Annotated in this window: 19 protein-coding genes; 9 read left to right on the top strand and 10 right to left on the bottom strand. The window is 73.5% G+C overall.

Annotated elements, in window-relative coordinates; genetic code table 11:
* The first annotated feature begins 7 nt into the window (after window positions 1–7).
* Together VG276_11665 and VG276_11660 are read left to right on the top strand one after the other, a co-directional pair.
* Entirely contained in the window at window positions 8–799 is a 792-nt protein-coding gene (locus tag VG276_11665; protein HEV8650034.1) for an enoyl-CoA hydratase-related protein, read from the top strand.
* Window positions 796–2,679, top strand: a complete 1,884-nt coding sequence (locus VG276_11660; protein ID HEV8650033.1) for an acyclic terpene utilization AtuA family protein — start codon at window positions 796–798, stop codon at window positions 2,677–2,679. The genes VG276_11665 and VG276_11660 overlap by 4 nt, the downstream gene beginning before the upstream one ends.
* A 116-nt stretch (window positions 2,680–2,795) precedes the next feature.
* Here the strand turns inward: VG276_11660 and VG276_11655 are convergent, their stop codons facing one another.
* The 5 genes from VG276_11655 to VG276_11635 form a co-directional block, all read right to left on the bottom strand.
* Window positions 2,796–3,653, bottom strand: coding sequence for an MBL fold metallo-hydrolase (locus tag VG276_11655; GenBank protein HEV8650032.1), 858 nt, complete (start codon window positions 3,651–3,653; stop codon window positions 2,796–2,798).
* A gap of 249 nt (window positions 3,654–3,902) precedes the next feature.
* Window positions 3,903–4,343 (bottom strand): hypothetical protein, encoded by a 441-nt coding sequence (locus VG276_11650; protein ID HEV8650031.1) that lies wholly within the window; start codon window positions 4,341–4,343, stop codon window positions 3,903–3,905.
* Between the two features lie 195 nt (window positions 4,344–4,538).
* Window positions 4,539–5,066 carry a DUF3995 domain-containing protein gene (locus VG276_11645; GenBank protein HEV8650030.1) on the bottom strand — a complete coding sequence of 176 codons (528 nt, stop codon included), beginning with the start codon at window positions 5,064–5,066 and terminating at the stop codon, window positions 4,539–4,541.
* Window positions 5,067–5,129: 63 nt separating this feature from the next.
* Entirely contained in the window at window positions 5,130–5,600 is a 471-nt protein-coding gene (gene bcp / locus VG276_11640) for a thioredoxin-dependent thiol peroxidase (GenBank protein ID HEV8650029.1), read from the bottom strand.
* Window positions 5,601–5,732: 132 nt separating this feature from the next.
* Window positions 5,733–6,101 (bottom strand): DUF2203 family protein, encoded by a 369-nt coding sequence (locus tag VG276_11635; GenBank protein ID HEV8650028.1) that lies wholly within the window; start codon window positions 6,099–6,101, stop codon window positions 5,733–5,735.
* Window positions 6,102–6,435: 334 nt separating this feature from the next.
* Here VG276_11635 and VG276_11630 point away from each other — a divergent pair, with 334 nt between their 5' ends.
* Window positions 6,436–7,104 (top strand): haloacid dehalogenase type II, encoded by a 669-nt coding sequence (locus VG276_11630; GenBank protein HEV8650027.1) that lies wholly within the window; start codon window positions 6,436–6,438, stop codon window positions 7,102–7,104.
* 28 nt (window positions 7,105–7,132) lie between these two features.
* Window positions 7,133–7,627, top strand: a complete 495-nt coding sequence (locus VG276_11625) for a thioesterase family protein (protein ID HEV8650026.1) — start codon at window positions 7,133–7,135, stop codon at window positions 7,625–7,627.
* Window positions 7,628–7,849: 222 nt separating this feature from the next.
* Here VG276_11625 and VG276_11620 read toward each other — a convergent pair whose 3' ends face one another.
* Both VG276_11620 and VG276_11615 read right to left on the bottom strand, forming a co-directional pair.
* Complete coding sequence (locus VG276_11620; protein ID HEV8650025.1) at window positions 7,850–8,356, bottom strand: FABP family protein; 507 nt, start codon at window positions 8,354–8,356, stop codon at window positions 7,850–7,852.
* Between the two features lie 129 nt (window positions 8,357–8,485).
* Window positions 8,486–9,745 carry a CAP domain-containing protein gene (locus VG276_11615; protein HEV8650024.1) on the bottom strand — a complete coding sequence of 420 codons (1,260 nt, stop codon included), beginning with the start codon at window positions 9,743–9,745 and terminating at the stop codon, window positions 8,486–8,488.
* Window positions 9,746–10,040: 295 nt separating this feature from the next.
* On the opposite strand from VG276_11615, the gene VG276_11610 reads away from it, so the two are divergent.
* On the top strand, window positions 10,041–11,252 hold the full coding sequence (locus tag VG276_11610; protein HEV8650023.1) for an MFS transporter: 1,212 nt from the start codon (window positions 10,041–10,043) through the stop codon (window positions 11,250–11,252).
* Between the two features lie 192 nt (window positions 11,253–11,444).
* Here the strand turns inward: VG276_11610 and VG276_11605 are convergent, their stop codons facing one another.
* Window positions 11,445–11,615, bottom strand: coding sequence for a hypothetical protein (locus VG276_11605; protein ID HEV8650022.1), 171 nt, complete (start codon window positions 11,613–11,615; stop codon window positions 11,445–11,447).
* The gene (locus VG276_11600; protein HEV8650021.1) at window positions 11,612–11,755 is read right to left on the bottom strand and encodes a hypothetical protein; all 144 of its coding nucleotides are present in this window, start codon (window positions 11,753–11,755) and stop codon (window positions 11,612–11,614) included. The genes VG276_11605 and VG276_11600 overlap by 4 nt, the downstream gene beginning before the upstream one ends.
* 959 nt (window positions 11,756–12,714) lie before the next feature.
* On the opposite strand from VG276_11600, the gene VG276_11595 reads away from it, so the two are divergent.
* The 3 genes from VG276_11595 (at window position 12,715) to VG276_11585 (ending at window position 16,897) form a co-directional block, all read left to right on the top strand.
* On the top strand, window positions 12,715–14,070 hold the full coding sequence (locus tag VG276_11595) for a hypothetical protein (protein ID HEV8650020.1): 1,356 nt from the start codon (window positions 12,715–12,717) through the stop codon (window positions 14,068–14,070).
* 67 nt (window positions 14,071–14,137) lie between these two features.
* Window positions 14,138–14,698: a sigma-70 family RNA polymerase sigma factor gene (locus tag VG276_11590; protein ID HEV8650019.1), complete on the top strand. Its 561-nt coding sequence runs from the start codon at window positions 14,138–14,140 to the stop codon at window positions 14,696–14,698.
* Between the two features lie 66 nt (window positions 14,699–14,764).
* Entirely contained in the window at window positions 14,765–16,897 is a 2,133-nt protein-coding gene (locus VG276_11585) for an FAD-dependent oxidoreductase (protein ID HEV8650018.1), read from the top strand.
* Window positions 16,898–16,954: 57 nt separating this feature from the next.
* Here VG276_11585 and VG276_11580 read toward each other — a convergent pair whose 3' ends face one another.
* Window positions 16,955–17,467, bottom strand: coding sequence for a hypothetical protein (locus VG276_11580; GenBank protein ID HEV8650017.1), 513 nt, complete (start codon window positions 17,465–17,467; stop codon window positions 16,955–16,957).
* Between the two features lie 453 nt (window positions 17,468–17,920).
* Here VG276_11580 and VG276_11575 point away from each other — a divergent pair, with 453 nt between their 5' ends.
* Window positions 17,921–18,871 carry an LLM class F420-dependent oxidoreductase gene (locus VG276_11575; GenBank protein ID HEV8650016.1) on the top strand — a complete coding sequence of 317 codons (951 nt, stop codon included), beginning with the start codon at window positions 17,921–17,923 and terminating at the stop codon, window positions 18,869–18,871.
* The last annotated feature ends 22 nt before the right edge of the window (window positions 18,872–18,893 follow it).

Genomic DNA, 18,893 nt, shown 5'->3' with positions numbered 1-18,893 from the left:
AGGCCGCATGCCCCACCCCGAGCTCGTGCGGTACCAGGCCGGCGCGGGCGTGGCCACCGTCACGCTGGACTCGCCGTCCAACCGCAACGCGCTGTCCGGCGTGCTGCTCGGCCAGCTCGCCGAGGCACTCGACCGGGCCGGCGGGGACCCCGAGGTCCGGGTGATCGTGCTGACCGGTGCCGGCCCGGCGTTCTGCTCCGGCGCCGACCTGGCCGAGCAGCAGACCATGAACGAGAGAGGGGTGGCGCCGGCCGCCGGCTTCCCGCTCCCGGACGTGCTGCGCCGGCTGTGGCGTTCGCCCAAGCCGGTCCTCGCGCGGGTGAACGGCCCCGCCCGCGCTGGCGGCATCGGGCTGGTCGCCGCGTGCGACGTCGCCCTGGCCGCCGCCAGCGCCACGTTCGCCTTCTCCGAGGTGCGCGTCGGGGTGGTCCCCGCCCTGATCTCGGTTGTCTGCCTGCCCCGGCTGCAGCCAAGGGCGGCGGTGGAGTACCTGCTCACCGGCGAGGTCTTCGACGCCAGCCGAGCCGTGGAGATCGGGCTCGTCAACCGGGCCGTCGGCGACGCCGACCTGGACGCCGAGGTGGCCCGCTACGCGGGCATGCTGCTCCGCGGCGGGCCGGAGGCGCTCGCGCATACCAAGGCGGTCACCCGGGAGGTGCCCGGGCTCGACTTCGACGCCGCCCTCGAGCGCATGCTGGCCCTGTCCCGGGACCGTTTCACTTCGGCCGAGGCCCGCGAGGGCATGCGGGCCTTTGCCGAGCGCCGCCCGCCCAGCTGGGCTCCAGGAGGAGCCCGATGAGCGCCGGCCGAGGCCGTCGCGCATCGCACGGGCCCGGCGGGTCCGCGCCGCGCTCGCCCGGCGGGGCCGCGGCGCACCGGCCTCTTCGCATCGCGAACTGTTCGGGCTTCTACGGCGACCGGCTGTCTGCCGCCCGCGAGATGGTGGAGGGCGGGCCGATCGACGTGCTCACCGGTGACTACCTGGCCGAGTTGACCATGGCGATCCTCTGGAAGGCGCGCCTGGCCGACCCCTCGGCCGGCTACGCCACCACCTTCCTGGCCCAGTGGGAGCAGATCGCGGGCACGGTCGCCGACCGGGGCATCAAGGTCGTGGTCAACGCGGGCGGCCTGAACCCGTCCGGGCTGGCCGGCGCGGTCCGCAACGTGGCGGCCCGGCTCGGGCTCGACCTCCGGGTCGCCCACGTCGAGGGCGACGACCTGCTCGGCCAGCTCCCCGAGCTGCTGGCCGCCGGCCACGACCTCGCCAACCTCGACACCGGCCGGCCGCTGGCCGAGATCCCGGCCCCGCCGGTCACCGCCAACGCCTACCTCGGCGCGTGGGGCATCGTCGAGGCCCTCGACGCGGGGGCGGACGTCGTCGTCTGCCCGCGGGTCACCGACGCCGCGCTCACCATCGGCCCGGCCGCCTGGCACCACGGCTGGGCCAGGGACGCCTGGGACGCCCTCGCCGGCGCGCTCGTCGCCGGGCATGTCCTCGAGTGCGGCGCGCAGGCCACCGGCGGCAACTACTCCTTCTTCCAGGAGGTGCCCGACCTGCTCGCCCCCGGCTTCCCGGTCGCCGAGGTGGCCGCCGACGGCAGCGCGGTCGTCACCAAGCACGACGGGCACGGCGGGCTGGTCAGCGTGGGCACCATCACCGCGCAGCTCCTCTACGAGGTGGCCGGTCCCAGGTATGCGTCCCCGGACGTGGTCGCGCGCCTGGACACGGTGCGGCTGGATCCGGATGGTGCCGACCGGGTGCGCGTCTCCGGGGTGCGGGGCGAGCCGCCGCCGCCGACTACCAAGGTCGCCATCAACTACCCGGGCGGGTTCCGCAACACCGTGGGGTTCCTGCTCACCGGCCTCGACCCCGAGGAGAAGGCAGCGCTGGTCGAGCGGGCGCTCTGGCCCCGGGTCGGCGGCAGGCGCGCGTTCGCCCGCACCGACGTCCGGCTGCTCCGGGCCGGCCCGCTCGACCCGGCGACCGGCGACGCAGCGGCCGAGCTGCGCGTCACGGTCGTGGACCCCGACCCGGCCAGGGTCGGCCGGCGCTTCTCTGGCGCCTGCGTGGAGCTCGGCCTGTCCTCCTACCCTGGCTTCACGCTCACCGCGCCGCCCGGCCGGGAGAGCGCGTTCGCGGTGTACTGGCCCGCGCTCGTCCCGAGCGAGCTGGTCCCGCACCGGGTCGTGCTCGCCGACGGGAGCGCCGTGCCCGTACCCCCCGCGCCGGGCGCCACCGAGCTGGACCTCGCGGACCCGCTCGTCCCGGCCCGCCCCCCAGCCTCCGACCTGCCCGGCGGCCAGGTCCGGGGGCTGCCGCTGGGCACCGTGGTCGGGGCCCGCTCGGGCGACAAGGGTGGCAATGCCAACCTCGGCGTCTGGGCGCGCAGCCGGCAGGGGTACGCCTGGCTCGAGGGGCTCCTCACCGTGGAGCGGTTCCAGGAGCTGCTGCCGGAGACGGCCGGCCTCGACGTGCGCCGCTACGAGCTGCCGAACCTGCTCGCCCTCAACTTCGTGGTCGCCGGCCTGCTCGGGGAGGGCGTCGCGGCCTCGACCCGGCCCGACCCGCAGGCCAAAGGCCTCGGCGAGCAGCTCCGCGCGTGCCTGGTCGCCATCCCCGCCGCCCTCGTCGACGCCGACGCCCCGCGCCCGCCAGCCGCACGAGCGGCGCCGGGCTGAGCCACCCGCCCGGCGGCCTCACGGGCCAGACGACTCCGCCCCTTCTCCGCTGCGGGCAGCGCGGCGGTCACCCCGGCCGGGCCGCCGCGGAGCTGCCGTACGTCCCCGGCACTGGGCTAGAGGCCGCGCCAGTACCGCCGGCCCTCGACCCACACGATGTGGCCGAACGGCTCGGGGAAGTGCGCGGTGGAGACCGTCATGCCCTCGGCCTCGATGCGGTCGAGCAGCGCCTGTCTGGTCCGGTCCGCCAGCCCGGGGTCCATGTCGGCCCGCGAGCACCATGCCGTCTCGGTCACCTGGGCGGGATGGTTGGCGACGTCGCCCCAGAGGACGGCCCGCTCCCCACCGGACGAGACGAGCACGCTCTGCGATCCCGGTGTGTGCCCGGGCGTGTGCAGCAGCTCGAGCTCCCCGGTCAGTGGGCGGTCTCCAGCGGCGAGGTCGAGCACGCCCAGGGTCTCCAGCGGCCGCACGGTGTGCTCGAACGCGTCGCGGTCGTTGTCGTCGCCCCCGGCCGCGAACACGTCCCAATCCGCCCGCTGCACCACGTAGCGGGCACGCGGGAACACCGGCCGCGGCTGGTCGCCGTCCCAGGTGACGTTCCAGCCCACGTGGTCGAGGTGCACGTGGGTGATGACCACCGTGTCGACCGCCTCGGGTCCGGTGCCGGCCTCGCGCAGCTCGTCGAGCAGCCGGCCCGGCGTCCCGATCCACTGCGCGCCCGGCGCCGACGCCGGCCCCACGCCGGTGTCCACCAGGATCGTCCCCCTACCAGACCGCACCAGGTAGCAGTGGTCGTGGAGGCGCCAGGCGTCGGCGCCATTGAACGTCTCCGGGTAGCGGTGCCGGTACGGCTCCCAGGCGGCGCGGCCGACGCCTGGGAAGACCTCGCCGAGGGGCGCCGGGAAGTCTCCTACCACGTCGCACAACGCGGTCACCTGCACGTCCCCGACGCTGATCGACCCGTGCGGCACGCCGGCCTCCTCATCGCCATCGCCGGCACGGGGCCGGTGTGCCCGGCCGGTCACCCGGCTATGTCTTGAGTGTCCCGGGTCGGGGCCGCCCGGTCCAGCCGCGCAGCTCGCCCAGGGTGACCACGCCGCGATGGAAGGCCTGGGACGTCTCGGTCCCGTCGATCCTCGGTCCCGTCGATCAGGGTCGACGCTCAGGGTCGACGCCAAGCTGGCCGGCCAGGCATGTGAGCGTCGCCGGAGCGTCGCGCATCAATGCAGCGGTCCCTTGCCGTCCCCTGACCAGATGGAGATGCTGGTCGTCGTGGTTGGTATCGCCGTGATCACGCCTGCCAGCATCACGGCCTTCAAGCTCGCCAGGAGCACATGGGGGACAACCGGGTCCCGCAGGTTGTAGTGCTCCCAGAAGTGCCAGCCGTCGATCAGCACATGGCAGACGACCGCGAGCAGGAGCAGGCGAAAGCCCGTGTACCACCGTGATTGGGCTCGCCTGGCGCCCACCACGGCGACCAGCAGCAGGACGAGCACCCCAAGCCAGATGAGCCAGTGGGCCCCGACCTGGTCAGAAGCGCGCTCGAAGCGGCGACCGTGCGCCGCATGCCATCGCAGGTCGACGACCTGCCCGGCCATCAGCATGGCGATCCCAGTCCACGCGCCGACAAGCAGGCGGCCCGTCGGACCGCTGGCAGCCATCCCATCCTCCTCGCGCAACCGTCTTCGGAGCGCTGTTCCTGACGCTGGTCAAGGCAGGACCACGATGATCGTAGATCAGGATAGGACCGGGGATGATCGTAGATTCAGGGCAGGACCGGGGATGATCGTAGATTCAGGGCAGGACCGGGGATGGTCATAGCCAGGGCGGCGAGCATCCGTGGAGACCGCTCAGGCTCAGGCCCGAGTAGGCTGTCCCCGGCCGTAGTGCCAGGCGGCAAGGCCGAGCAGGACGCCCCAGACCAGGAACCACAGGTCCCAGAGCATGACGTGCCAGCGCAGGGCCGTCCGGTCCACGGGCCCGGACGGAGCGATGACACCGGTCAGCACCAGCGTCCCGGCAACCACCATGAGCCCGCCGTAGACGGTCAGGACCACGCTGCCGGCCCAGGCGGCGGTGAGCAGCAGCCGGCGGGAGACTGCACGGCCCCACGGCCGGACCAGGGCAAGGGCGAGGAGCCCCCCGGCGACCTTGAGGACGCCGGCGGCCAGCCCCAGCGCGATGGCCCTGGGGCCGCCGGCCCGGCCGAGCTCCTCGATCCTCCCACCCACGGTGTCGAGCCCGGCCGTGCCTCCGAAAGCCCAGTAGAAGCTCGGAACGGCGTACAGCAACGCGCACGCGCACGCTGCGTACGCGGCCCACGCCGCCGAGCGTGACGACGTGGGGAGCGGCGCCGTGCTGCGGGCGCCCGATCGTCCAGTCATGGCGCACCTCGATCAGCAGCGCCAAGCCCGGCGGAAGCATGGGCCGGGCGCGGTCGGCCGCCCTCAGACCCTGGGCCCGAGCGCTTCGAGCACCTTGGCGGCGTGGCCGTCGGCCTTGACGTTGTGCCATGCCCGCTTGATGCGGCCCTGCTCGTCGACCAGGAAGGTGGAGCGCAGCACGCCGGTGGTGGTCTGGCCGTAGCGGGTCTTCTCGCCCCAGGCGCCCCAGGCGCCCATGACCTGGTGGTCGGCGTCGGTCAGCAGCGGGAAACCCAGCCCGTACTTGTTGCGGAAGCGCTGGTGGCTTTGGGCGTCGTCGGGGGAGATGCCGACCACCGGCACGCCGGCGGCCTGGAAGGCGGCCAGGTTGTCGTTGAACTGGCAGGCTTCCTTGGTGCACCCGGGCGTGTCGTCGGCCGGGTAGAAGTAGACCAGCACCTTGCGGCCCTTGAAGTCGTCCAGGGAGACGGTGTTCCCGTCCTGGTCGGGCAGGCTGAACGGTGGGGCCTCGGCGCCGGCTTCGAGCTTGGCCATGACGGGGTCCTCGCTTGGGGTGGCCGATCGGGTAGCAGACTGTAGTGGTCGGCGCCGGGGACCGCACGTGGGCGGCGGCGCACAGGAACGGCCGGGGCCGGTCGCTTCGCTTGCTCGAGCGCCGAACCCTGATCAGCCGGGAGGGTCGCTCAACGGCCGCCGGCCTGCGAACCCGTCCTCCGGCCAGTGCCACCAGGCGACCTCTAGCTCGCCGACCACCCAGCACAGCCAGTACGGGCGCCCGCTCGGAGAGACGGCCGGGAAGTCGACCAGCCCGCTGTCGAGGTCGCGGAGCACGATGTCCTCGCGGGCCAGCTCGCCCATTGCCGCGCCCAACTCGGCGCGGACGTCGCTGGCGGGCGCGTGGCCGTTCCCGCGCACCTGCTCTCCGGCGGCACCCGCCCGCTCGCGCGCCACCCCGGCCAGGGAGCGGACGCGCTCCACGACCGCGCGCACCCTCGGCAGCGCCGCGTTGGCCTCGACCGCGGTCCATACCCGCATGGCCGAACGCTACCGCCCGCTCCGTCCCGGCGCCAGCAGTCAGGGCGAGCCCGCTCCGCCGGCCTGCCTGAAGCGCGCAAGCCGGGGTCGAGGTCGACGGCGACGGGCAGTGCGGCCTGCCGCCAGCTGGCGAGGTCGCCGCCGTAGCCGGGCTGGTACTTCTCAAACAGCAGGCGCCGCGCGAGCGCGTCTTCGGGCGAGCCGGCATCCACGACCCGAGCCCGGCCGCTCCGCTCGCGGCCGCCTCCTCGTCCTGGTCCCGCCGCGCCGGTTCCGGTCGATAATGCTCGTCGGACGAGAGCCAACCTGACCTCTGCGGGAAGGAGGCGCGCGCGTGCGCGAGGTGTGCGTGTTCGACGTGAACGAGACGCTGCTCGACCTCGGGGCGATGGATCCGCACTTCGAGCGGATCTTCGGCGACCGTCAGGTCCGGCGGCTCTGGTTCGGCCAGCTCCTGCAGTCGGCTCTGGTCTCGACGGTGACCGGCGTCTACATCGACTTCGGCCGGATCGGCATGGCCGCGCTCGACATGACCGCCGAGCGGGCCGGCGTGCGCCTGACCGACGACGACCGCGACGCGGTGCGCGAGCAGATGACCCACCTGCCGCCCCATCCGGAGGTCGCGGGTGCGCTGGGACGGCTGCGGGACGCCGGCGCGCGGCTCGCTTCCCTGACCAACTCGACCCTGCGGGTGGCCGAGGCGCAGCTCGGCAATGCGGGGATCGTCGACCTGTTCGAGCAGGTGCTCTCGGCCGACATGGTGCGCCGGCTCAAGCCGGCGCCCGAGCCCTACCGCATGGCGGCCGAGCAGCTCGGCGTCGGTCTCGCCGAGGTCCGCCTGGTCGCCGCGCACTCCTGGGACGTGGCCGGGGCGCTGCGCGCGGGCTGCGCCGCGGCCTTCGTGGCCCGGCCCGGCGCCGTGCTCGACCCGCTGTTCGAGCGGCCCGACATCGTCGGCGCCGACCTGGACGTGGTGGCCGACCAGGTGCTGGCGCGGTCCTGACCCGCCGGTCCGAGCTGGGAGGGTGGACGTGGCCGACGAGCCGGAATGGCGCAGCCCCCGGCTGCTCGAAGTCGGCCGCGGGGTCGTCGACCGGGCCGCCATCGACTACAACGGGCACATGAACGTGGTCCATTACCGGGCCGCGTTCGACCTGGCCACCGACGGCCTCTTCGCGCACCTCGGCTTCGCGCCCGACACCTACAACGTGCGCGCGAACGCGACCCTGATGGTGCTCGAGGAGCACACCCGCTACCACGCCGAGACGGCCGAGGGCGACGCCTACCGGATCCTCGCCCGCCTCGTCGGGCACTCCGCCAAGAAGCTGCACTACCTCTTCTACATGGAGAACATGTCCCGGGGGACGCTGGCCGCCACCCACGAGGAGGTCGCGCTCCACGTGGACCTCGGGCTGCGCCGGTCGAGCCCGCTCCCGCCCGAGGGCCTGGCCGCTGTCGAGGCGCTGGAGGCGGCCCAGGGCAGGCTGGGCCGCCCAGCCGACCTGGGCCGGGTCATCGCGCCGTAGCGCCGGGCCGGGAGCGCCGGCCCGGGATCAGCCGCCCGGGATCAGCCGCCCGGGAACGCCGGGCCGGGAGTGCCGGCCGGGAACGCCGGGCCGGGAGTGCCGGCCGGGAACGCCGGGCCGGGAGTGCCGGCCGGGAACGCCGGGCCGGGAGTGCCGGCCGGGAACGCCGGCCGAGAACGCCGGGCCGAGAACGCGTGGTCGGGAAGGCCGGGCCGGCCAGGGTCACGGCTGGCCGGCGCGGTGGAGCTCGGCGGCCAGGTGGTGGACGAGCGGCTGGCCGACCGCGGCCATCGCCAGGGTGTAGGCGAGGACGCCCTCACGCAGCTCGAACACCCGGCGTAGCCTGGTGACCTCCTTGGCGGTGGCCGTGCGGGCCGTCGCGGTGCTGGCCAGCTCCATCCGCGCCCCATGGGCAAGCCGCTGCAGGCGGCCTTCCAGCACCTCGACGATCCCGGTGGGGTGGGCGAGGACGACCTCGACCGTCCCGCCCGCTGCCAGCCGCCAGTAGCCGGTCTCAGCATGGAGCGGCCGGCCGTCGTCCAGCGCCCAGGTCCGCTGGGCGTAGGCCAGGAACGGCTTGCCCATGTGCCAGAAGCGGACCTCCTCGCGGTACCGGAACGGCTCGATCGTCGGGTACTCGCCGGCGCCCTCGCCCTGCCAGGTGCCGAGCAGCCCGGCCAGCGGCTGGACGCTGGCGTGCAGGGGGAGGTCTGTTGCTGCGGCGGTCATCTCGTGCTCCTCGCGTCAACGGCCGGCCTGGTCATGGTACGACCATGACCTTGCCCCAGGTGCGGCGCTCGGCGATGGGCAGGCGAGCCCCGGCCACAGCGCGACCCGTCCCGTGACGCGCTGCGGCCGTCAGCAGACCAGCCCGTCCAGCTTGACCGCGGTGATCGGGTCCTGTGGGGGCGTGGTCGAGGACAGGCTTGGGGTCGACGACGACGCGCGGCCGAAGTTCTGGGTGGCCCAGGCCTTGCCGCCCGAGCAGACCACGCCGATCCCGATGGAGTCGAAGCCGGGCTGGAGGATGTTGTGGCGGTGCCCGTCGGACTTCATCCAGCCGATGTGGAGCTGGAAGGCGTCGTTCTGGTATCCCTCGACCCAGGCGATGTTCTCGCCCAGCGCGGAGAACCTTGAGATGCCCGGCTGGCTCCTGGCCGCGCCCAGGTCACGGTGGGCGAAGGTGCCGCTGCTGGCCATGTGCTCGGACCAGTTGGCGGCCAGCCTGGCCAGGTCGGTGCTCCAGGCCAGCGCGGGCAGGTCGCGCGCGGCCCGCTCGGCGTTGACGCGGGCGAACAGGTCCTTGGCGATCTTGTCGGCCGTGGAGGGCGATCGGATGGGCGCGGTCGCCGCTGGGGCCGTGCTCGGCGGCGACGGGCGAGTGGTCGGGGTCGAGCGGCTGCGGGCGGCCGGGACGGTGGTGGTCGGGGCGATCGGCTTCCGCTTGACCGAGCCGGTCTGCTGCTTGACCGGTATCTTGGCGAACATGGCGGTGATCCACAGGCACGAGCCGCTGGCCGCGCCGAGGCCCACCGTGTTGAGGTTCGGCTGCAGCACCTTGGCCCGCTTCTCGGGCGAGCTCATCAGTCGCGCGAACGCCTGGTCGGCGGAGGCGGCGCAGTCGACGTGCTCGGAGATCGAGATGTCGTTCAGGATGCCCGCGCCCGGGTTGGGGTCGGCCCAGAGGCGCTTCTGTCCGGCCATGTCGGCCGAGTGGGCAGCGGCCATGGCGTTGAGCCGGCGGCTCACCATCAGCGGGGCCAAGCCGTGCCGCACCCGCTCCTGGTTGATGAGGGTCACCAGCCGGGTCGGGTCGCCGCTGCGCGCCGGCGTGGCCACCAGCCGGGACTCGGCCGTGGGACGGGGGAAGATCCTGCCCGGGCCCGCCGTGGCGAGCAGCACCAGGCTGATGACGACGGGGACGACGATCGCCGCGGTCATGGCGCTGCTGCGGACCCACGCGGGCCGGTTCGACACCGCGCGGGACCTCACGGGGGTGAGCAGCGCGGTCCGGACGCTCGGCCCGTGGTCACCCACCGCCCGGCCCGGCGGCGTCTGGGCGAGCGGCAGGTCCCAGGAATCGCCGCTGCCGCTGGCGGTGGTTCGCGCGTGTCGCACCGTTGCCCAACCTCTCGTTGCCGGGACCGGAAAGGTGCTCGCGGATGCCGCCCGGCCCAGGAGCACAAGCCACCAGGCGGGATGTCGGGGTCCCGCCCAGGAGAGCCAGCGCCACAGCGATCGCGGGCGGGACCGGTACGGTTTGGGTGTTCAGCTCGTGCCGCTCTGGGACTTCGGGGGGACGAGCGGCGCGACGTAGGTTGCCAAGACCGCCGCCGGGTGTCAAACCGCCCGTCAAGGGCGGCGCGGCGAAGTCGGGTGGACGCTCGCGGACGCCGGCTGCCACCATGCCGCCGTGGACGACGACGCATCGCCCGCGGCCGAGGGGCCGGCGGCGGACCCGGACAGCCCCGGACTGCCCGGCGTCGAGCCCGAGGCGGTCCGGCCGCCGAGCCGGGTCGGCCCTGACCCGGTGGCGATGGCCGGGCCCTCGACCGGGAGTGCTGACCCGGTGGCGATGGCCGGGCCCTCGACCGGGAAAGCTGACGCTGGACGCCAGTGGCGCTGGCGTGGCTGGCTGCGGATGGCCACGGTGGACTTCGGACCGCTCCGGCGGCACCGGGACTTGCGGCTGCTGTTCGCCGGCCAGGCGGTCTCCTTCGCGGGCAGCATGATCACCTACGTCGCCATCCCCTACCAGGTCTTCCAGCTCACCCGGTCCTCCCTGGTGGGCGGCCCCGCCCTCGGCGGCCTGCTGATCGCCCAGTTCGGCCTGGCCGCCACCTACGGCGTTGACGTGGTCAGCTTCATGGTGTCGCTGGTCGCGCTCAGCCTCATGCGGGCGCTGCCGCCCCCGGCCGGCGCCGAGCGCCCGAGCCTGCGCGGCGTGCTCGAGGGCCTGCGCTACGCCCGCAGCCGCCAGGAACTGCTCGGCACCTACATCGTGGACATCGTCGCCATGCTGTTCGGCATGCCGACCGCGCTGTTCCCGGCCATCGCGGCCCGCTACGGCGGGCCTGGCGCGCTCGGGCTGCTCTACGCCGCCCCCTCCGTCGGCTCCTTCCTGGCCAACGCGACCAGCGGCTGGACCGGGCACGTGCACCGGCACGGGCGGGCCATCCTGATCGCGGCCGCGGTCTGGGGCGCCGCCATCGCCGGCTTCGGCTTCGCCGGGCCGCTCTGGCTCGCCCTCGGCCTGCTCGCCCTGGCCGGCGCGGCCGACATGGTGAGCGGCATCTTCCGCTCGACCATCTGGAACCAGACCATCCCCGACCACCTGCGCGGCCGGCTGGCAGGCATCGAGCTGCTCAGCTACTCGACCGGGCCACTGCTCGGCAACGTGGAGGCCGGCGCGGTCGCCTCGCTGTTCAGCGTCCGCGTCTCGGTGGTGTCGGGCGGCCTGCTCAGCGTGCTCGGGGTTGGCGTCGTGGCCGTGGCGCTGCCGGTCTTCCGCGCCTACGACGCGCGGCGCTGGGCGCGGGACCGTGAAGCCCCGGTCCCCCAGGACCGCCTGACCGGCCAGCCGTGCCCCCTGCGGGGGGAGGCGGGTGCACCCCGCGGGTGGTGAGAGGCGGTTCCCACCCCTCGGATCCCCGGATGCTTGATCCCTCAGAGCCGCGCCCCTGTAAGGACCGCGCCCGCGAGAACTGGGCGCGTGAGGACCGCGCCCGTGAGGGACCAGGTCTCTGGAGAAGAAAACCGGAAGGAGAAGAAGAACCGGAAGCGCCCGGGGTGGGAGGCCGGGCGCTTCCGGTTGTTGTCAGCAGCGGGCGCCGGTGTGGCGGCTGACCGCCCGCTGCCCGAGCACGGGGCCGAGCCGCACGGTGGCGGCCCAGTCGCCGAGCCACGCCCACACCGTCGCCTGCGGGGGGTTCCTGGGAGTGGTCATGGGCTCGCCGGGGCCGTCGGGGTCTCTCTGGATCGTAGTCATCGGTGGGCCTCCCTCTTGCGCAGCGCCCGCCTGGCAATCCTGCGGCGGCGGCCAGTTGAGGCCAGCCGCGACTCCGCTGCCTCTGCCTGCAGGTCGGCGATGTGCTCGTAGACCATGAGTTCTTGGAACAGGGCGTTCATGCCGCCCTCCCTTCCTGTGCCTGTCACCATCGATCTCATTATACCAGTAACGTCACTGCTGAACTATCTTTGATGGTAACGAATCAGTAGAATATCAGTGGCTCATCACGAGCTTGTGCGGAGCGAGGGTGATGAGTCCTGTCCTTACGCAACACTACGCCGGGGGTGTGACATCCCCCCCGCCATCACGACCGACAAGACCGGGGCCTCAAGTTCCTGGCCGTCCATCGCGCCCGCCGCCCGGCTGCGCCGCCCGCCCCGCACGGCGGTCAGCAGTGGCGACCACCGGCATCCGGCGGCTGGACGGCGAGAGCGGCTCGCCGCCCTCGCCGCAGCCGTCAGCAGGCGTGAACCCGCAGCGGCAAGCCGGTCGCGCAGCTCGGTGAAGCTGAACAGCCGGACGTAGAGCGGCACGCGGCGGACCGGCCGCCCAACCACGACCTGCTCGCTGACCAGCCTGCTGGTCGGCAGGTCCAGTCGGTGCCGGTGCCGCGGCAGCTCGCATTTGCACAAAACGTCACGGAATGGTGACGGTCAACGTTCGATTTGACTGCGATGTGCCCGTGCCGTACGGTTTCGCCCGAGCAACCCCAAAGCTCCAATCGGACGGCCAGCCCCCACTGCGCCATCCAGCCCGGCAGGACCTGACCGCGTCAGGCACCGCCACTGTTGTCCCCCAACCGTAATACGCACCTCAGCAGGTTCACGGTAGCTTCGATGCCGGACCGGTCCGGTGCATCGGCACGGTCCACGACGGCGCCACGCCCCCACGTGTGCGCCGTCGCCCATCGGCGAAGGCCGGACATTGGCGCGACCGCGGCTGCTTCCTCCTTGCCTCGACAGAGGTCCCCATGACGCGCGCTCGACCACACCACAACCAGCCAGGCGCTTGGCAGCCGCTGTCCCGCGACCGGCCTGCCTGGCCCAGCCAGCCGGCCCGAAGCAACGATCGGGAAAGGGTGAGCAACCGAGTGAGCCAGATGAAGGCGAACCCGAACGGCCAGTGGCATGCGGACCCGGCGGCCTTCGACGACGCCGGTGACGACTCGGCCTATGCCCGAGCCCTCTACGGCGACCAGGTCCACGCCGGTCCCGGGACCGGCCTCGGCTACGCCGACCCCTATGCCGACCCGGCCTACGCGCAGGCGCTCTACCAGGGCGCCGCCTACGTCGATCCGGACGTCACCGACCCCAACCTCACCGACTCGGCCTATGCCCGCGCGCTCCACGCCCAGCCGGTGCACCCCTACGACGAGCCTGGCACCGACCCCGCCCTGCCCGGGTACGGTGGGGTCGAGCACGGCGAGCCGTACCCTGCGAACCAGGGCGACACCGACCTCGCCTACCTCCGGTCGCTGTACAGGACCCCGCCGAGCGCCGACCCGGCCTACGCCGACCCCGACTCGACCGGCCCCTTCTACGACGACCGCGACGACGTCGACCTCGCCTACCTGGGTCAAGACCGGTCCGGCGGCACCGTCCTCGAGCCCCGCTACGACGACGGCGTGTACCAGGACGGGTACGCCTACCAGTACGACGACGACGACGACGGCAGCAGCGGCGATGCCGGCTACGACGCCGACGAGACGGACTTCTTCGAGCAGGAGCCCGAGGAGCCCGCTGTCGACCCGCGCTCGCTGCCCGTGCGCCGCCTGCGCCGGCTCGAGTCGAGCCGGGCCGCCAGCCGGCGCGGGACCTCGCTCGTCAACGGCGTGACGCTGACCCTGGCCGCCGGCATCGGCGCCGCCACGCTCGTCGCGGTCATGGCCGCGCTGACCGGCCACGGCCTGACCACCAGGCAGCTCTTCTTCATGACCCACAGCACCTGCGGGATCATCATCGTCCACGCCTTCGGCGGCGGCCTCACCACGCTGGTCATGACCAAGGAGTCCCGGCCGAAGGAGCTCGTCCGCAAGTGGAGCGTGGCGGTCATGGCCGTGGTCGCCTGGATCACGGTGCTGGTCGGGACCTGGCTCGGCTACGCCGGCTACCGGGCCAAGCCACGGCCGGGGTCCCTCAACCTCAACGCCTACCCGCAGCAGTTCCTCCTGGCCCACAAGGAGCTGGCCTTCTGGGACACCTTCGCCATGGAGTGGAAGGTGAACTCGGGCTGGATCACCCCCTTCCTGGCCACCGCCGTCGCCTTCGTGGTGCTGCGCTACCACCGTCTCCTGCTGAACGACCTTCGCCTGCGCAAGATGCTCACCAACCTGTTCATCATCGCGTTCGCGGCGGCGCTGCTCGGCTCGATGCTCGGCGCCATCATCAACGTCGTCGCCCCGAACGACTTCATGCACAGGCCCTGGCAGCCATGAGCGCAAGGCACGGCGATCCCCGGAACGGCGGACACGCGCAGGCGGTCGGTGGTGGAGGTATGACGCGATGAACGAGCTCACACGCAAGCGGTTCGAGGCGACGGCCCTGCCCTTCCTGGGTGTCGTCTACGACTACGCCTATCGGCTGACCAGCGACCCCACCGAGGCCCAGGACGTCGCCCAGGAGACCTTCCTGCGGGCGTTCCGGTCCTTCGACTCCTTCGAGCCCGGCACCAACTGCCGTGCCTGGCTGCTCCGCATCGCCTACAACGTCTCCTGCAACGACTACCGCCGCCGCCTGCGCATGCCAAGGGCCGACCAGGTCGACAACGAGACGGACCTGGTCGCCGACCTGGTCAGCGACACGCCTGGGCCCGAGGAGCAGGTCCTGCGCCTGCTCGACCGCGAGGCCCTGCACCGGGCGCTCGCCCAGCTCCCAGACCCGTTCAGGGACGCGGTGACCCTGGTCGAGATCCACGGTCTGTCGTGCGCGGAGGCCGGCGAGGTCATGGGCACGCCCAGGGGGACCGTCCTCTCCCGCCTGCACCGTGCCCGCGGGCGTCTCCGCCAACTCCTCGTGCTGCAGGCGGAGGCGGTGGACGCGGCCGAGCGGGCGAAGGCGTCGTGAGCCCGCATCCGGCAAGAGCGGCAGGTCGTCCCGGAGGCCCCCGCGCGCGTTCGAAAGGGCTCTGAGGTGGCGAGGAAGCTCCTCCTGGCGACGCTCGTGGTGGCCTCCGCCGCTATCCTCGCCGCCGCCCTCGTCCCGCCCGGCTACGACGGTGGCGCGTACATCGGGAACGCGACCGGTGGGGGCAGCGCCGCCGCGCAGCCGGCTCCGGTCCCGCAGGCCAGCCCCGCTCCGCCGCCGCGGCAGAACGCCGCCGCCGCACCCACCGCCCCCACCTACCTGGCCACCGGCGCCGACAGCGGGAACCTCCCCCTGACCAGCGTGCGGTCGCGGGCCGCCCTCCTGGCCGGCTTGGTCGTCACCGGGTTCGGCTTCCTGCTGGTGGCGTTCGTCGGCCGCCGGCTGGCGCCCGAGCCGGTCCCGCGCCGGCCGGCGCCCGAGCCGGTCCCGGGGCGCCTCGGTCGCGGGGCGGCACCCGGGCCCGGCCGCCGCGGGCGGCATGCCGCGCCGGCGGCGCGGCTGGGAGCCGGGGCGAGCTCGCCCGGCTCGGGACGGGCGCAAGGCCGGCGCGGAGTGGGGGCCTCCGGGCGCATCCGGGTCAGGGCGGTCGTGTTCCGCCACCGTCCCCGCAGCCACGCCCGCGCGCTCACCGGCGGCCTGCTCCTGGGCCTGGCCTGGTGGGTGACGGTGCCGCTCACCTCCTGGCCGTTGCTGACGACCGGGCAGGTGGCCTGGTCCGGAGCTGGCGTGGGGGAGCGGCTCCCCAGCCTCCTCGGCGCCCTGCTGCTCAGCTCGACGGCCGGGCTGCTCTTCCACGAGGCAGCGGCCAGGCACCTTGCCGGCGGGGCAGGCGCCGGGTCCGGGGACGACCGCCGCCCGCCGGTGACGCCGGTCCGGGTCGTCATCCTCGGCGGAGGCTTCGGCGGGGTGGGGACGGCGCGCCAGCTCGAGCGGCTCCTCCCGCGTCTCCCGAGCATGGAGGTGTCCATGGTCAGCCAGAGCAACGCTCTGCTGTTCACCCCGATGCTGGCCGAGGTCGCCTCAAGCTCGCTCGAGCCCAGCCACATCAGCGTCCCGGTGCGGGCGGCCTGCCCGAGGACCCGGTTCCGGCTTGCCCAAGTCGAGAGCGTGGACACCCAGCGGCAGGTGCTGAGCCTGCGCGCGAGCGGCTCCCAGGCGGCCGAGGCGCTGCCCTACGACCACCTGGTCGTCGCCCTCGGCGCCGTGCCCAACTACCTGAACCTGCCCGGCGTTGAGGCCAACTCCCTGCCCCTCAAGACGATCGGGGACGCCAACCGGCTGCGCAACCACGTGATCGCCCGGCTCGAGCAGGCCGACGTCGAGACCGACCCGCGGGAGCGCAGGCGCCAGCTCACCTTCGTGGTCGCCGGGGGAGGGTTCGCCGGGGTCGAGATGATGGCCGGCCTGTGCGACCTGGTCCACGGCGTGCGGCGCTACTTCCCGCGGGTCACCGCCGCCGACCCGCGCTTCGTGCTGGTGCACGGCCGCGACCGCATCCTCCCCGAGACCGGTCGCGAGCTCGGCGAGTACGCCCAGCGCAAGCTCCAGGGGCGCGGCGTGCACTTCCTGCTCGACACGCGGGTCACGAGCGCCAGCGCCGAGGCGGTCGGCCTCAGCGACGGCAGCCACCTCCCGACACGCACCCTGGTCTGGGCTGCCGGCAACCGGCCGGCGCCGCTGCTCGCCCAGCTCCCCTTCGAGCGCAGCCTGGCTGGAGCGGTGCTGGTGGACAGCACCCTGCAGGTGCTCGGCACCACCAACGTCTGGGCGGTCGGGGACTGCGCGCACGTCCCCGACCGCGGCAACCACGGCAAGCCCTGCCCACCAACGGCCCAGCACGCGCTCCGCCAGGGCAAGGCGGCGGCCAAGAGCATCGTGAGGTCGCTGGAGGGCCGGCGGCCGCGACCATTCGCCTTCAGGACGGTCGGGTTCCTGGTCACGCTGGGACACGGCAAGGCAGCGGCCGACATCCGCGGCCGGCGGTTCTCCGGGCTGCTGGCCTGGCTCATGTGGCGCGGCATCTACCTCAGCAAGCTCCCCGGTCCCGAGAAGCGGCTGCGCGTGCTGCTCGACTGGATCGTGGAGCTGTTCTTCCCGCGCGACATCGCGCTGACCATGAACGACCCGGTGCCCCAGACCTCCCGGTCCCGGAGCGCCAGCCCGAACCGGGTGGCCTGACCCCGGCCTCGCCGCGCTGCCGCTCCATCGCCCCGACCCCGAGGCCCGGCCGGGTGGCTACCGCGGCTGGAACATCTGGTAGAAGGGCGGGAAGGTGCCGACCAGCCCGAGGCCGACCAGGAACAGCGTGAAGAGGAACGCCTTGTAGAGGTCGAGGTGCCGGTCGCGCAGCCGGTAGTGCAGGTTGGGCCAGATGACCAGGTATGCCACGATGGTCACGGTCGACTTGCCGGTCAGCGGTCCGGCCGGCCAGTAGAAGGTCATCAGCTTGGCGATCGCCGGGCTCGCCGCCGTGGCCACGACCAGGGACCCGAAGATCGCGCAGGCGAGGCCGGCGGCGACGATGGCGGCGACGACACCGCCGTTCGGCTCGGCCGGTGCCTCTCCGTCGTCGAGGTAGGCGGCCTCCTCCACCCCGTCGGCGCCAGGCTCGCCGTACCGGTCGGCCTCCCAGGGGTCGGCCTCCCAGGACGGCTCCTGGGGCTCCCGCGTCTGGGGCTCCCGCGTCTGGGGCTCCCACCCCTGCGGCTCCCACTGGTCAGGTGGCTCGCGCCAGCTCTGCATGCTCATCGCATCGCTCCTTCGGGGACGAACGGCCGGGAGGCCGGCGGTGGCTGGTGGCTCGGCCAGGACGGCACGCACGTCACGACGCGACCGCCGCCCGCGGTGAGCGGGCAGCGCACGAGCGCGCGAGCGAACAGACGACCTCGCATTTGGGACCGGCCCTTCCTGGGGGGTGGGATCGGGTGTGGGGGCACCCAAGGGCGCTACGGGTCCTGGTCAGGCTAGCAACGCCCCATCGATCGGGCAAATTGCCGATGAGCTGCCAGTGCGGCCAACCGGGCACCCTCGGACGGGCAGGGAACGCAGCAGCCGTGCAGCCGTGGGCCGTGCGTGACCGGTCTCGTAGGTTCTGCGCTGCGGCTGCGGGCCGCTGACGCCACCGGCGACGGTAGCATCGAGCCGCCGCTGCCGGCCGGCGGCGCCGAGCCGGAGCCCTCCCGACCCGAGGAGACCTTGCCCATGCAGGTCCGCATCTTCACCGAGCCCCAGCAGGGCACGTCCTACGACCAGCTCCTCGCGGTCGCCCGCGCGACCGAGGCCAACGGCTTCGACGCGTTCTTCCGCTCCGACCACTTCCTGCACATCGGCGACGGCGACGGGCGGCCCGGGCCGACCGACTCCTGGGTCACGCTCGGCGCGCTCGCCCGAGAGACGAGCCGGATCCGGCTCGGCACGCTCGTCACGTCGGCCACCTTCCGGCTGCCAGGGCCGCTGGCCATTGCCGTGGCCCAGGTCGACGCCATGAGCGGCGGCCGGGTCGAGCTCGGCATCGGTGCCGGTTGGTTCGAGCAGGAGCACAGCGCCTACGGGATACCGTTCCCGCCCCTCGGCGAGCGCTTCGACCGCCTGACCGAGCAGCTCGAGATCATCACCGGGCTGTGGACCACGCCCGAGGGCGAGCGGTTCTCCTACTCTGGCCGGCACTGGACCCTGGCCGACAGCCCGGCCCTGCCCAAGCCGGTGCAGCGGCCCCGCCCACCGGTGATCGTCGGTGGGGGAGGCCCCACCCGCACGCCCCGGCTGGCCGCCCGGTTCGCCGACGAGTTCAACCTCCCGTTCGCCTCGGTCGAGGCCACCGCGAAGCAGTTCGGGCGCGTCCGCGCGGCCTGCGAGGCCCAGGGCCGCGACCCGGCCGGCATGGTGTTCTCCGTGGCGCAGACGGTCTGCTGCGGCGCGACCGAGGCAGAAGTCGCCCGGCGAGCCGCCGCCATCGGCCGTGACCCGCGCGAGCTGCGCGAGAACGCGGTCGCCGGCACCCCGGACGAGGTCGTGGCCAGGGTGCGGGCATTCGCCGGCGCCGGCGCCAGCCGCGTCTACCTGCAGGTCCTCGACCTGGACGATCTGGAGCATCTGGGTCTGATCGCCACTGAGGTGGTTCCTGGGCTGCCGCAACCGGCTACGGGCAGATGACGGCTTCGAGCAGGCCGTTGTG

The organism is Actinomycetes bacterium (assembly GCA_036000965.1).
In the GTDB taxonomy this organism is placed as follows: Bacteria; Actinomycetota; CALGFH01; order CALGFH01; family CALGFH01; genus DASYUT01.
This window is presented reverse-complemented; position numbering and strand designations above follow the sequence as displayed.

Bases quoted from the DNA above. Each gene is read 5' to 3' on its own strand.
- VG276_11650 (HEV8650031.1), bottom strand. From the start codon at position 4,343: ATGGCTGCCAGCGGTCCGACGGGCCGCCTGCTTGTCGGCGCGTGGACT.
- VG276_11580 (HEV8650017.1), bottom strand. From the start codon at position 17,467: ATGAGCATGCAGAGCTGGCGCGAGCCACCTGACCAGTGGGAGCCGCAG.
- VG276_11600 (HEV8650021.1), bottom strand. From the start codon at position 11,755: ATGAACGCCCTGTTCCAAGAACTCATGGTCTACGAGCACATCGCCGAC.
- VG276_11660 (HEV8650033.1), top strand. From the start codon at position 796: ATGAGCGCCGGCCGAGGCCGTCGCGCATCGCACGGGCCCGGCGGGTCC.
- VG276_11645 (HEV8650030.1), bottom strand. From the start codon at position 5,066: ATGACTGGACGATCGGGCGCCCGCAGCACGGCGCCGCTCCCCACGTCG.
- VG276_11590 (HEV8650019.1), top strand. From the start codon at position 14,138: ATGAACGAGCTCACACGCAAGCGGTTCGAGGCGACGGCCCTGCCCTTC.
- VG276_11635 (HEV8650028.1), bottom strand. From the start codon at position 6,101: ATGCGGGTATGGACCGCGGTCGAGGCCAACGCGGCGCTGCCGAGGGTG.
- VG276_11605 (HEV8650022.1), bottom strand. From the start codon at position 11,615: ATGACTACGATCCAGAGAGACCCCGACGGCCCCGGCGAGCCCATGACC.
- VG276_11575 (HEV8650016.1), top strand. From the start codon at position 17,921: ATGCAGGTCCGCATCTTCACCGAGCCCCAGCAGGGCACGTCCTACGAC.
- bcp (HEV8650029.1), bottom strand. From the start codon at position 5,600: ATGGCCAAGCTCGAAGCCGGCGCCGAGGCCCCACCGTTCAGCCTGCCC.
- VG276_11620 (HEV8650025.1), bottom strand. From the start codon at position 8,356: ATGACCGCCGCAGCAACAGACCTCCCCCTGCACGCCAGCGTCCAGCCG.
- VG276_11665 (HEV8650034.1), top strand. From the start codon at position 8: ATGCCCCACCCCGAGCTCGTGCGGTACCAGGCCGGCGCGGGCGTGGCC.